Source organism: Bacillus bruguierae, from assembly GCF_037104725.1.
GTDB lineage: Bacteria > Bacillota > Bacilli > Bacillales > Bacillaceae_G > Bacillus_A > Bacillus_A bruguierae.
Map to the genome: position 1 here is coordinate 193,186 of NZ_JBAWSX010000002.1, position 12,466 is coordinate 205,651.

11 protein-coding genes are annotated in these 12,466 nt (G+C 34.5%); 4 read left to right on the plus strand and 7 right to left on the minus strand.

The window, feature by feature from the left end:
* Positions 1-82 precede the first annotated feature (82 nt).
* Both WAZ07_RS05140 and WAZ07_RS05145 read right to left on the minus strand, forming a co-directional pair.
* On the minus strand, positions 83-1,081 hold the full coding sequence (locus WAZ07_RS05140) for an inorganic phosphate transporter (protein WP_090915470.1): 999 nt from the start codon (positions 1,079-1,081) through the stop codon (positions 83-85).
* Positions 1,082-1,092: 11 nt separating this feature from the next.
* Entirely contained in the window at positions 1,093-1,713 is a 621-nt protein-coding gene (locus tag WAZ07_RS05145) for a DUF47 domain-containing protein (protein ID WP_098915380.1), read from the minus strand.
* A gap of 305 nt (positions 1,714-2,018) precedes the next feature.
* Between WAZ07_RS05145 and WAZ07_RS05150 the strand changes: the two genes are divergently transcribed.
* Positions 2,019-4,052 (plus strand): transglycosylase domain-containing protein, encoded by a 2,034-nt coding sequence (locus tag WAZ07_RS05150; protein ID WP_336471591.1) that lies wholly within the window; start codon positions 2,019-2,021, stop codon positions 4,050-4,052.
* Between the two features lie 76 nt (positions 4,053-4,128).
* Here WAZ07_RS05150 and WAZ07_RS05155 read toward each other — a convergent pair whose 3' ends face one another.
* Positions 4,129-4,764, minus strand: a complete 636-nt coding sequence (locus tag WAZ07_RS05155) for a hypothetical protein (protein ID WP_336471592.1) — start codon at positions 4,762-4,764, stop codon at positions 4,129-4,131.
* 141 nt (positions 4,765-4,905) lie between these two features.
* Positions 4,906-5,358, minus strand: coding sequence for a hypothetical protein (locus tag WAZ07_RS05160; RefSeq protein WP_336471593.1), 453 nt, complete (start codon positions 5,356-5,358; stop codon positions 4,906-4,908).
* A 492-nt stretch (positions 5,359-5,850) separates the two neighbouring features.
* On the opposite strand from WAZ07_RS05160, the gene WAZ07_RS05165 reads away from it, so the two are divergent.
* The 3 genes from WAZ07_RS05165 (at position 5,851) to WAZ07_RS05175 (ending at position 11,211) form a co-directional block, all read left to right on the plus strand.
* Positions 5,851-6,696 carry a DUF72 domain-containing protein gene (locus WAZ07_RS05165; RefSeq protein WP_336471594.1) on the plus strand — a complete coding sequence of 282 codons (846 nt, stop codon included), beginning with the start codon at positions 5,851-5,853 and terminating at the stop codon, positions 6,694-6,696.
* Between the two features lie 297 nt (positions 6,697-6,993).
* Positions 6,994-9,054 (plus strand): hypothetical protein, encoded by a 2,061-nt coding sequence (locus tag WAZ07_RS05170; RefSeq protein WP_336471595.1) that lies wholly within the window; start codon positions 6,994-6,996, stop codon positions 9,052-9,054.
* A 198-nt stretch (positions 9,055-9,252) separates the two neighbouring features.
* Positions 9,253-11,211: a beta-propeller fold lactonase family protein gene (locus WAZ07_RS05175; protein ID WP_461781907.1), complete on the plus strand. Its 1,959-nt coding sequence runs from the start codon at positions 9,253-9,255 to the stop codon at positions 11,209-11,211.
* A gap of 80 nt (positions 11,212-11,291) precedes the next feature.
* On the opposite strand, the gene WAZ07_RS05180 is transcribed toward WAZ07_RS05175, so the two are convergent.
* From WAZ07_RS05180 to WAZ07_RS05190, 3 genes are all read right to left on the minus strand, one after another.
* Positions 11,292-11,483 carry a DUF3924 family protein gene (locus tag WAZ07_RS05180; protein ID WP_090915487.1) on the minus strand — a complete coding sequence of 64 codons (192 nt, stop codon included), beginning with the start codon at positions 11,481-11,483 and terminating at the stop codon, positions 11,292-11,294.
* A gap of 183 nt (positions 11,484-11,666) precedes the next feature.
* Entirely contained in the window at positions 11,667-11,846 is a 180-nt protein-coding gene (locus WAZ07_RS05185) for a hypothetical protein (RefSeq protein ID WP_336471596.1), read from the minus strand.
* Positions 11,847-11,885: 39 nt separating this feature from the next.
* Positions 11,886-12,416 (minus strand): tyrosine-type recombinase/integrase, encoded by a 531-nt coding sequence (locus WAZ07_RS05190; protein ID WP_090915491.1) that lies wholly within the window; start codon positions 12,414-12,416, stop codon positions 11,886-11,888.
* Positions 12,417-12,466 lie beyond the last annotated feature (50 nt).

Here is a 12,466-nt window from a genome sequence, read left to right on the forward strand (position 1 = left end):
CATCATTCATTATACAATGTTTTGAATGAGAATGATGTGTGTTCACAAAAAAGTCGTCTTCGTATGTAGAAGACGACTTTTTTTAGAAAATAAGATTTAATACGTAATAGCATAAAGCAGCTAATGAAGCTGAAATAGGAAGTGTGATAACCCATGTAATTAACATGCGTTTTGCTGTTCCCCATTTTACACCTTTTACGCGATGTGAAGCACCTACACCTAAAATAGAAGATGAAATAACGTGGGTTGTACTTACTGGTAAATGAATGAAAGTTGCGCCGAAAATAACAAGTGATGATGATAAATCAGCAGCTACGCCATTTACAGGGCGAATTTTCATAATCTGCCCACCAACGGTCTTAATAATTTTCCACCCACCAACAGAAGTACCTAGCCCCATTGCGGTTGCACACGCGAGTTGGACCCAAAAAGGGATATCTGTTGAAGTGTGATAATTATTTGCAATAAGTGCCATTGTAATAATACCCATCGCTTTTTGAGCATCGTTTGTGCCATGTGTGTAAGCTTGCATTGCAGCTGTGAACACTTGGAATAAACGGAAATTTTTGTTCGTTTTCGTTAGGTTAAAGTTCTTAAAGACGACTTTAAAAATACTATATACGATGTAACCAATGACGAAAGCGATAATCGGTGAAGTAATTAAGGCTTCAATAATTTTAATGAAACCTTTATAGTTTAATGAATGTATACCAGCAGCAGCGATAGCTGCCCCAGCAATAGCACCGATAATTGCATGAGATGAACTACTTGGAATTCCATAGTACCAAGTAATTAAGTTCCATGCGATGGCAGCAAGTAGCGCTGCTAAAATAACGAGACTACCATTTGGTAATGTAAATGGATCAACAATATCCTTTGTAATAGTTTTTGCTACACCCGTAAATGTCATTGCACCTAAAAAGTTCATAATAGATGCCATAAGAATAGCTTGCCTTGGCTTTAAAGCCTTTGTTGAAACAGCTGTTGCGATTGCATTTGCTGTATCATGGAATCCGTTAATAAAGTCGAAAGCTAAAGCACAAATGACAACTAAAACGGTTAAAATCAAGAGTGTATCCATGATCAAACTCCTTATGCGTTCTTCATAATAATTGTTTCTAAAACATTTGCTACGCTTTGACAGCTATCAGCAACTTCTTCTAATTCTTCGTAAATTTCTTTGTATTGAATAATCTTAATCGGATCTTTTTCACGAGAGAACAAATGTTTAATCGCATGTCTACGAATATCATCACATTTGGATTCGTAATCTTTAATTTTGATTGCATTTGTACGAATATCAAGCAACTTTTTATTTGACATCAATTCAATAGAAGAAGCAATTTCAATCGCACACTGATTAATTGCATCAACGAATTTAATCATGTACTCGTCTGCTTCTGTAATAGAGTACATCTCAAATAGACCAGCACTATGATCTAACCCGTCCAATACATCATCCATACTCATTGCAAGTTGCAAGATGTCTTCACGTTCAATTGGAGTAATAAACGCTTTGTTTAATTCCATAATGATTTCGTGAATATATGAGTCGCCTTTTGACTCATATTCTTTCATGCGCATGGAGAATTCTTTTAAATCACTTGCATTTTTAATTTTGTACTCCACAAAAAATTGCGCGCCTTCTTTTAAATTTTCGGAAATATTCGTTAACATTTCTGAAAATTTATCTTTTTTCGATTTGAAAACCATATTGTTACCCCCACCAAAAAAATAGTTATGTAAAGCATATTGGCTAGTTCATTCTATCAAAAAGCTGTCGTTTTTTAAAACATTTTATCGAAAAGTTTACAAAAACTTAACATTAGACATATTGAAAAATTAGCAATATTAACAAAAAATAGTGATGCTCTCATGTATAGAATACCCTTTTCTTATAAAAAGTATGACTAATAAAGAGAGCTTACACTTGACGAATTATAGCGGTATCATGGAAAATTTGTAAAGGTATAACGGTACATATATACATTTGAAAGTAAGATAGAGGAAGTGAATGAATGAAGTTCAGCAGCACTCATTTACAAAAGATACGGGAGTGGTTCAAAAGAAGAAAAAAATTGCGAATCGCATTGTTAACGATAGGCTTTTTTTTCTTATTCTTGTTTATCTTTGTGAATATTATGATCACAGTCCAAGATATTTCGGCATTAAAACAAGCAGTACCTCAGCCAACAGTTATTTATGATGCAAACAAGGAAGTAGCGGCAACATTGTCTTCTTCGAAAACGGAGGGAATTAAACGGAAAGACATTCCAAATGTTATGATTGAAGCTGTTGTTGCAGTAGAAGATAAAAAATTTTATGAGCACCGCGGCGTTTATTATAGCGGAGTTTTTCATGCGATTGTTAAAAATATAACAGCAGGAGAAGTTGTTGCTGGAGGAAGTACAATTACACAGCAGCTAGCTAAAAACGTATTTTTAACACAGGATCGGACATTTTCCCGAAAATTCAAAGAGTATTTTATTGCAAAGAAAATTGAACGAACATATACAAAAGATGAAATTATAGAAATGTATTTGAATCAAATTTATTTTGGAGAAGGAGCTTGGGGGATTAAAAAGGCGGCAAAAACGTATTTTGACAAAGAAGTAAAGGAATTGACGATTCCCGAAGCTGCTACTTTAGCTGGATTAATTAAAGCACCTTCTACGTACTCACCTTTTAAAGACTTTAATAAGTCGATTGAAAGAAGAAATATTGTTCTCTCATTAATGAAGGAACAAGGTTATATTACAGAGAAGCAATATCAAAAAGCAAAAGATGAAGGGCTTTCACTCCACAGAGGTATTGAAGATAAATATAAAGGAAAGTACTCTCAATATGTTGATTATATTGTTCGAGAGGCAATGAATAAATATAAATTGACACAAAATGAAATTTTATCAGGCGGTTATCATATTTACACGGAATTAAATCCAAAAATGCAAGAAGCTGCAGAAGATGCTGTGAATAATGATCATTATTTTCCAAAGACTACTTCTGATCAGATTATGCAAACAGGTGTTGTGCTTATGAATCCAAAAACGGGTGGTATTCCGGCCCTTGTAGGCGGGAGAGGACCGTATCAATTTTTACAGTTTAATCATGCGGTGCAATTAAAACGGCAGCCAGGTTCTACATTAAAACCATTAGCGGTGTATACACCGGCATTAGAACAAGGATATGAGGTTTATGATGTATTAAAAGATGAACCGCTTGAAATTAATGATTATAAACCGAAAAATAGTGGGAATGTATATCATGGTAATGTGACGATGTATGAGGCAATTGCTAATTCTTATAATGTACCAGCAGTTTGGCTATTAAAACAAATTGGTTTAGAACAAGGATTGAAGTCTTTAGAACGTTTTGGTATTCCACTGCAAGAAAATGACCAATCGTATGCGTTAGCACTAGGAGGGATGAGTGAAGGCACATCTCCCCTTGTTATGGCACAAGCGTACGCAACATTTGCAAATGATGGTGTTCAAATGGAAGCACATGCGATTCGGGAAATTCAAGATGGGGAAGGGAATACAGTAGGAAAATGGTATAAAAAAGAAATTCGTGTTACAGATGAAAAAACGGCTCAAAAAATGACATATCTATTAAAAGGAGTTGTAGAGAAAGGAACTGGTAAAAAAGCGAAACTTAATAATGTAGAGACTGCTGGAAAAACAGGTACAACACAACTAGCAGATGAATCAAATAATGGCGCAAAAGATTCATGGTTTGTTGGCTATACACCAGAATTACTTGCATCTATTTGGGTTGGTTACGATAAAACAGATAATGAACATTTTATTCCTGCTGGTAGTCAAATAACGGCAACGATGTTTCGTGATATTATGAATAAAGCAATTGGAAAGCCAAATCAAAAAAACTTTGATTTGTCTCTTATACCAGAAGCAGAGTATACAAAACAGCTACAAACAATTGAAGAAGAAATGAAGCGAAAAGAAGAGAAAAAAAGACAAGAAGAAAAACAAGGAAACGAACAAAAAGGGAGCTTGATGGATAAAATAAAAGAATGGTTTTCATCCTTTTAAGAAGTAGATCCCAGATTATAAAATAATCTGGGATCTACATGTATTTTAGACTGTTAGCACGGGAAACGTTATTATTTTAGTAACGACGTTTACCACAACGTTTACATCTTTTTGTTTTACATTTATCTTTATCACGCTTTTGGTTACGTGATTCATTATCATCATTGTTATTAGCGTTGTTATTATTATTATTTTTGTTCTTGTCATTACTGTCATTACTATTATTATAATTCCAGCACATGCTTTGAACATGGATCATTGGTACATACGTAATTTGACCATCAACATCAAGGAGAATATGACCTCTAGTACGACCTGCAACAATTCCTTCTACTTTTTTCGGGCCGCGATTTAATTGAATTGTTTCTCCTTTTAAACGGTCAATAACACTTCCAAAATAGTTACCCCCTACAATGATAGGTTCTTCATTTTCTTTATTTTGATTATCATTTTGTTCATTTTCATCAGATTCTTCTGATTCTTGTGATTCATCTGAAGATTGTTCGGCAAATCCATTAATATGATGTAATGGATAGTAAACAACACCATCGTCAGACTGTAAGACACAAAAGTCGCTTTGAATTTTTAATAAGGTTCCCTCTCCTTTTTCGGGCCCTCCTAAATTAATACGTACGTTTGTACCGATTAAATCTTTTAAATTTTTCGATATATTTCGAGCAAAATAATACGAATGATTATATGGATACATCATACATAGTTCCTCCTTAATGGAAATTCTTTCTCTTTAAATCATTTGTCGTTATATGATATTCATCTTTACAGGACAAGACCTAGGATACTTGACTAATTTATAAAAAATGTGCATATGCATAAAAACAAGCACTCTTTTAGATTAAGAGTGCTTGTTGAGTTGAATATTTATATTTGTATGCATACTATGCTCGGCTTTGGCTAATGTTGTATAAGAGATGACAATATTTCCTTTAGCAATTGGTTCATAAGCAAGGTCTTCATATTGGCCGTTATTTTTATTATGGACTGTTAGTTCAATAGAGTCGAGGTTTGCATGTGCATATTTTTCCTTTATATGTTTTGCAATTGTTTCTAATTGTTTATAGGAAGTGGCATCAGTAATCACCATCCCCTTTAAAACAACTTTTTCTTTTTGTCCGGTATGCGGTAATGGCACATGGTTTTTGTTTATATATAGAATGTGATAAGGAATGGCATCGTCATTTGAGGCTGCTTTTGGTTTATTATATTCTCCAATTAAAAAGAGTGCAAAACATAATGTTATACAAGACATGAGAATAATCCAAAAGCGGATAGATGATAATACTTTCATTAGCATTCACCCTCGTTTCCTATAAATTCTTTCATTATGAATTATACAAAATGAGCATTAAATTAACGTTAAGCTGTGGTAAAGAAAAGTAAAGATGAACATTTCGTATATATAATTACAAATTTTTTAAAAAAATAATGAAATTAATATATATATAAATTAAAAAAATACATAAAAACCACTTTCCTTTTAGGTGGGATGGGAGCATCTGGCCGCGCATAGAAGCGGTCAGGGCTTTTTTCTGCCACATGCGAGTATAGGTTATGTTTTATTCCATAGAGCAGTGACTTATATATTGAAAATCAAAATGGATGTATATAGAAAAATATCTTAGATTTGTTATAGTTAAGTAAGAAGCTATAGGATATGAATGATCTTGTAAAGAGTGTAAATGCGTCATGAGTTGTTCATTAATGAAATAACGCTTTCATTTTTTTCGATATATTATAATATGTTTTTAAGATTTAGAGGTAGATAGGGGATGGTGTTCAGATGATTTCTATTGGGTTAACAGGATGGGGGGATCACGACTCTTTATATAAGGATGCATATGAAATGAAGCATAAACTGCAAACGTATAGTGAATATTTTCCAATTGTAGAAGTAGATAGTTCTTTTTATGCTATGCAGCCTGTAAGAAATTATGAGAAATGGACTTTAGAAACACCATCAAATTTTTCGTTTATTGTGAAGGCTTATCAAGGAATGACAGGCCATATGCGCGGGGAAATTCCTTTTGCAAACATTGACGATATGTTTCACGTATTTAAAGAGTCAATTGCTCCTCTTCAAAAAGCCAATAAGTTAAAAATGGTTTTATTCCAGTATCCACCTTGGTTTGATTGTCAAAAGAAAAATGTGGACTTATTACGTTATACGAAAGAAAAAATGAAAGGTATCCCATGTTCATTAGAATTTCGGAATCAAACTTGGTTTGATCCACAATTTCGTAATCGAACATTACAATTTATGAAACAAGAAGGTTGGATTCATACGATTTGTGATGAACCGCAAGCAGGAATTGGCTCTATTCCAATTGTGCTAGAAGCCACGCATGAACAAATGACCTTAGTTCGATTTCATGGACGCAATGTACATGGCTGGCTGAACACGGGAGAGAATTGGCGGGCAGTTCGCTGTTTATATCGTTATAACAAACAAGAGTTAGAAGAATGGGTAGAAAGAATAGAAGAATTGAAAACAAAAACAAAGGAGGTTTATCTTCTATTTAATAATAACTCTGGCGGAGACGCAGCAGATAATGCGAAACAGCTAATGGAGATGCTTGGCATTATGTATGGGGAACCTAAACCTGAACAACTAAATTTATTTGACTGAAGTGAAAGATCATTCATTGATGAATAATCAAAATAAAAAGAAAAACACTGTACAAACAGGGGGAATGTACGGTGTTTTTCTTTATGAAAAAAGAGGGGTAACAATGTTACTGAGCGTTTGGTTGATTCATCAATTGTTGGCTTCGTAATCAATGATAATGGTTATCATTATCATTGTCAATGGTTTTCTCTAGCTTTTATCTTAAAAATTTAAAGTTTACAAAAAATTAATTTAATAATATAATAATATAGTTTATGTGATAATAATTATCAATTTCATTTAAAGGGGCGGGAATAGATGAAAAAGCCATGGAAAGTGATGACGACAGTTGCTGTTGTTTCCTCATTATTACTTTCAGTAGGGTGTTCTAATAAAAAAGAAGAGACGGCAAAAGAAAAAAGTACATATGGTGTACCGGTAACGGATTATACATTTGATACAGCAGCAAACATGTTTGCATATGCAGAATTTGAATTAGCCGGTGAACCGTTAGCAGAAGGTTTAGGTTTAGATTTAGATATTTTAGATGCAAAAAAACGAAATAAACCAACAAAATTTGATTATATGGCTGGTATCGAGTCTTATGAGTACTCAGAAGAAGGCATGTATGAGGTAGTAGAAAAATCAGGACTTGGTTTCCATTTACTTCATGCACCAATTGTACAAAAGATGACAAAAGAAGAAAATAAAGAAGTACCATCTTGGCTAGAAGAGAGATTTTATACATTAGCAGATAGTGTAGGATATCCGCGTAAAGAAATCTTTGCAAATATGTATCCAACATTTATGGAGTATGCTGGTGGTGATCCGCATTATATACAAAAAGTAGATACGTCTGTGTATGCAGAAAATGATGATAAGACATATGTACCATCTTTCCAGATGGATTTTAAAACACTACGCTGGGATCGTTCAAAAATGAATAAAACATTAACACCAGCAGCATACGGTTCTGCATTTTTAAAACAAGCATTATGGGCAGGGGATTTTTTAGGTGGTTTTCATACAGTAGATAAGGATGAGGAATTAGAAGCTACATCAAACACGCAAGATCAAGATTCGAATATTCGTCTTGGGAAAAGTAGTGCTGATGGTATGCAAGGTGTGATTTTAACAGAGGAAATTTGGAATAAACTTTCATATATTCGCGATGGGCTATTTTATGATGCAAATACAAAACAATTAACAAACGGGGCAGGAAGTAAATATAGTCCTGCGAGCGGTCTCGTTTACTTACCTCATGAGATTAAAGTAACGGAAGAGAACAAGAATGGTATTGCTAAAGCTAGTCAATTAGAAGTGAAAGACGCGCGCAGTGTGCTTCGGGATCAATGGATGATGTTGTGGCCAACTGCTGAATTTTTCGGAATGGTAGACCAGCGCCCAGATAATAAAAATGTAAATCCAGCGTTCCAAGCAGCATTTGATGGGGCACCGTTTGCAAAAGCGGCAACAGAAAATATCGATGGGGACACGGCTAACGATGCAAAGGCAGATGATCCTTATTCATTAAATCGTGATGTCATGTTACAAGTCTTTAAAAATATTGAAGCGATGCACTATAATAAAGAAACAGGAGCGTTTGTTACAGAGCATAGCGGAACAGAACAAGGCAAACGTATTGATACGTTTGATGCAAGTTATATGGTAGAAGCGCTTCGTATATTCCAGCGTGCCATTGATGGTATGCCAGTTGGATATGCGAGCGGAGCAGAGGCACAAGGCTTACAAACAGAAGAAGGTAAACGTGCTCTTCAAATGATGAAGACGCAAGCAGACTTCTTATTAAAAAATATGAAGACAAAAGATGGATTTATGGCAAATAGTTATACAATTGGAAAAGGACAAGATACTGATCCGGTTACATTAGAAGCGCAGCTAGGAGCAATTCGAGGGTTGACTGCAGCCTTTTTAGCAACAAAAGATGAAACGTATCGTGAAGAAGCACGTAAACTTTATGACTTAGTAGATCGTAAAATGTGGAATAAAGAAGTACATGCATATGAAACGAAAAAAGGTGAAATGAAGTATACTCCTTATACCGCTGGAAGTGTATCAGCAGTCTTGCGTGTTGCATTGCAAAATTTAAGTAATACAGATGCAGATAAAACGAAATACGATTCATTAGAACAAAAAATAATTACTTCTCGTTATGTTGATTTTTATGATCAAGTAATCAATGGGCCTTCATTAAAAGAAGGAATGCAAACAAGTGAGTTTTGGGATACTGGCGATGTTTATATAAAAGGGAAGCTTGGAAATACAGATAAGGACAATGTACCGCAAATTCAAGCAGGTCATGGTAAATATGGTATTGCTCCAGTTCTTGTCAATGTTGAAGTGAAAAAGGGAAAATAAATTTATGAGATTAATAAACCGAACAAGTTTATAAACTTGTTCGGTTTTTATGAAAGAGTGTAACAAAATGAAATTTCTATCAGAAGATGATGTGTTTTTTATTGATGGCTAAAAAGGGTGGTTACTTCTCTTCTATCTTCATTGTATAGATGGGAGAGACTGTACGGTAGAGTGAGATAAAGAGAGAAGGGCTAAATGATGAAGCGATTGTTTATGGCGATTACATTACTCCTATGTATCGGGATTTTTGCGAGTTGCGGGATGAAAACATCAGGAAAAGAAGAGAAGCGTAGCGCCGCTATTCATAGTAATAACATTGTAACGAGTGCTAATGGAAAGTGGATTTATACAGCAAATATTGATATTAATACAGTAACAATTATGGATGCAAAAAGTAGAAAAGTAGTATCAGAGATTCCAGTTGGAAAAGAACCGAGACAATTAACAATGAGCCCTGATGAAACGAAATTATATGTTTCTTGTATGTACGATAATAAAGTAGATGTTGTTTCACTTGAAAAGAAGAAAGTCATTGATCGAATTTCGACTGAAATTGAGCCATTTGGTGTTGTTACAAATCCAAATGGAACGAAGTTATATGTATCGAATTTTCGTTCTGGTAATGTATCGGTTATTGATATTGAGAAGAAGAAAACGGTACAAAAGATTAAGATTGGCGATCGCCCACGTACGCTTGCGATGACAAAAGACGGAAAGAAATTGTATGTACCGCACTATTTGGAGGGGAAAATTAGTGTTGTAGATACAGAGAGTAATAAAGTGAAGAAAGTGATTACACTTGCATCTTCACCGGATAAAGAAGACCATAAAAAGAGTCAAGGAATTCCAAATACATTAGAGCAATTTGTTATTGCACCAGATGGGAAAACGGCTTGGGTTCCACATCTGCTTACAAATGTGGATACACCCATTCAGTTTGAAGAAACAGTTTTTCCAGCTGTGTCGATTATTGATTTAGAAAAAGATGAGGAAATTATAAATCAGCGGAAACAATTATTCGAAGCGATGAATGTGAAAAATACAAAAAATGAAACGATGATTGTATCAAATCCATATGACGTAGTTTTTAATGAAAAAGGCACAAAGGCATTTGTAGTTATGTCTGGTAGTGAAGATCTCATGATGTTTGATTTAACACGTGGAGGAAATGCAACGCAAATTGTAAGGCGCATTCCAGGAAGTAATCCACGCGGTATTACGTTGCTTCCAAAAGAAAACACATTAGTAGTTCATAATGCGATGAGTCATGATCTTGCTTTTCTAGAAACAGGGGGAGATGATTCATATGCAAAAGTGAAAGCTGATAAGAAGACAGTTAAATTAATTGAAAAAGATTCCTTATCAAAACTTGTTCGTGAAGGAAAAGAAATTTTCTACAGTGCAAATAGCGATAAATATACAACAGCGATTACAGGAAACAACTGGATGAGCTGTGCAACGTGTCATAGTGATGGAGAAATTAATGGTTTATCATTACTGACACCAAGAGGGAAGCGAAATGTACCAAGCAACGTCTTAACGACAAAAACAGGTTTGTTTATGTGGGACGGCGCACGTGATGAGTTTACAGATTATATTCATACCGTACAAGGTGAAATGGGCGGTATGATGGAAATTGATCCAGGAAAAGAACTTCCAAAAGATGTTCAGCACATGTATGATGCGTTGCAAGCCTTTTTGGATGATCCGAATTCGTTTCCTGTCCCAAAAAGTCCATATCGTCAAGGAAATGGAGAATTAACACCTACTGCGAAGGATGGAGAGCAGTTGTTTAAAGGTAAGGCAAATTGTTTAACATGTCATGGCGGGGATAATTTCACAAATAGCACAAAAGCTGTTGATGAAAATGGTACATTAACGACGAACAATACAAACTTCCTTTATAACATTGGAACTGCTAATGAAACAGATACAAATTATGATGGTGATGCGCGTGGGGGATTCCAAAATAAAAGACCAAAAGGATATTTTGATCCTCCAACACTTCGCGGTGCATGGGCGACAGCCCCATACTTACATGATGGTAGTGCGAAAAACGTTGAAGAAGCAGTAGAAAAGCATCAATATGAAGAAAAGCCGCAGCTATCAAAACAGGAAGTTCATGCAATCGCAGAATATGTAAAATCAATTCAATAGGAAGAAGCCGTGGTTATCTTGCCTTAAAAGACAAAAACTCTTATCTTAAAGATAAGGGTTTTTTGTCTTTTAGAAACTTATCACTGTTCTTTTTGTTGTACGTATTGCTGTAAATCAAATGGTGTAACTTCTTGAATAAATTCTCTTGAAATAAGAGATTGAATAAGTGTACTTTCGGTAACGACAGCACCTGTTTTCTTTTTGTGAGCTTGTTGTAATAAACTTAGTTTTTCCAATGTTTCTTTCGGTAATTCAATTGTTAATGTGTTCATATTTCTCCCCCCTACTATTAGAGTATCACTAGAAGAGGAGAGAAACAAGAAAAGAGAAAGATATATAAGGTGTTACAGAAAATATATAAATACATTTTAATTTTCGAATATATAAGTCACTGCTGTGCAGGAGAAACTTCCATCTATATTCTTCGCTTTTCTTTGAATCTTGAGGTGGGAGTCCTACTGTCCGTGGATGTGGGATAAAACATAATCTGCACTCGCTTTTTCATTTTGTTTTAAACTTTGCATGTGATAGGAAAGGGCCTGACCACTTCCATGCATGATCAGCTGTTCTTGCTCACCAAAAAGAAATGGTTGTTTTAATCTATATGTATATAAAAAGAAGGTAACTATTTTCAAAATAGCTACCTTCTTTTACGATCTTTACAGTAAGTATAGTTAAGCGATACCGATGTATTTTAAAGTTTTGGATGGGGTACTATGATCAAAAAAGTGTTGTAAAAATGCAATATCTACGCCAGATTTATAAGCACAATATCCCCACGTTTTGCGAAGTGTATGTGAGCTAATCCCTTCTAAACCAACTTCTTTTGCCGCTTTGTTTAAAATGTACCAAGCATGTTGTCTCGTAATAGATTTTGTTCCTTTTTGAGATTTTAATAATGGTTCATTTCGCTTCCATACTTTTCGTTCTTTCATATATTGTTCAATTGTATGTTGCAATTCTTCATTTACAGCGAACCATTTATGCTTTTTCATTTTGTCATTGTAGAACAAAATAGAATGACGAACATGCTCATTTTCATCGATAACATCGCCAACTTTTAACTGTAATATTTCACTTACTTTTAATCCAGAATTCACAGCTAATACGAATAATAAAGCATCACGCTTTGATGATTGTATTAGTATATCTTTGATTTTTTCTAATTGTTTTTCGTTTTGAATTGGTTGTCCTACTTGTTTCATTTCACGCACTCTCCTCTTTTATATGTGTAAAGGAAAGGATTAACTAGTTA

Bases quoted from the DNA above. Each gene is read 5' to 3' on its own strand.
- WAZ07_RS05165 (WP_336471594.1), top strand. From the start codon at position 5,851: ATGATTTCTATTGGGTTAACAGGATGGGGGGATCACGACTCTTTATAT.
- WAZ07_RS05140 (WP_090915470.1), bottom strand. From the start codon at position 1,081: ATGGATACACTCTTGATTTTAACCGTTTTAGTTGTCATTTGTGCTTTA.
- WAZ07_RS05145 (WP_098915380.1), bottom strand. From the start codon at position 1,713: ATGGTTTTCAAATCGAAAAAAGATAAATTTTCAGAAATGTTAACGAAT.
- WAZ07_RS05155 (WP_336471592.1), bottom strand. From the start codon at position 4,764: ATGATGTATCCATATAATCATTCGTATTATTTTGCTCGAAATATATCG.
- WAZ07_RS05175 (WP_461781907.1), top strand. From the start codon at position 9,253: ATGAAGCGATTGTTTATGGCGATTACATTACTCCTATGTATCGGGATT.
- WAZ07_RS05170 (WP_336471595.1), top strand. From the start codon at position 6,994: ATGAAAAAGCCATGGAAAGTGATGACGACAGTTGCTGTTGTTTCCTCA.
- WAZ07_RS05190 (WP_090915491.1), bottom strand. From the start codon at position 12,416: ATGAAACAAGTAGGACAACCAATTCAAAACGAAAAACAATTAGAAAAA.
- WAZ07_RS05160 (WP_336471593.1), bottom strand. From the start codon at position 5,358: ATGAAAGTATTATCATCTATCCGCTTTTGGATTATTCTCATGTCTTGT.
- WAZ07_RS05150 (WP_336471591.1), top strand. From the start codon at position 2,019: ATGAAGTTCAGCAGCACTCATTTACAAAAGATACGGGAGTGGTTCAAA.
- WAZ07_RS05180 (WP_090915487.1), bottom strand. From the start codon at position 11,483: ATGAACACATTAACAATTGAATTACCGAAAGAAACATTGGAAAAACTA.